At 59.7% G+C, this 335-nt stretch carries 1 protein-coding gene; it reads left to right on the top strand.

Translation table 11 applies throughout. The annotated features are described in order from the left end of the window. Positions 1-315, top strand: a 315-nt coding sequence (locus SCA31_RS22770) for a GNAT family N-acetyltransferase (protein WP_410699319.1), incomplete at its 5' end; no start/stop codon positions are given. Positions 316-335: the final 20 nt, after the last annotated feature.

The following is a 335-nucleotide window of genomic DNA, read 5'->3' as shown; positions in this document are numbered from 1 at the left end:
CCCTTGGGCTGCGGAGGCTTGAGGATGCTCGACGAAAACACCGCAGAGATCAAAAGGCTCTACGTGGTTCCGTATGCCCGCGGGTCCGGGGTTGCCAGCTCAATACTCGCCGCCTTGGAAGCTCAAGCCCACTCGCATGGCTTCAGCGTGATCACAGCGGAGGCGGGGTCTGCCCAGTCGGATGGCCGCAGCTTTTACGAGAGCGCAGGGTTTGCCCCAGTGCCAAACTTCGAGCCATATATCGGCGTAACGGATTCGCATTGCTATTCCAAGCACATCGATTCACATAGTGCCTCGCACACAGCCATGGCCTAAGCGGGCGCAGGTTGAGACGG

Origin of the sequence: Chryseobacterium sp. SIMBA_028 (assembly GCF_046535285.1) — a bacterium.
In the GTDB taxonomy this organism is placed as follows: domain Bacteria; phylum Bacteroidota; class Bacteroidia; order Flavobacteriales; family Weeksellaceae; genus Chryseobacterium.
Note: the sequence above shows the minus strand (reverse complement) of the source record. Positions and strands in the feature narration are given on the sequence as shown.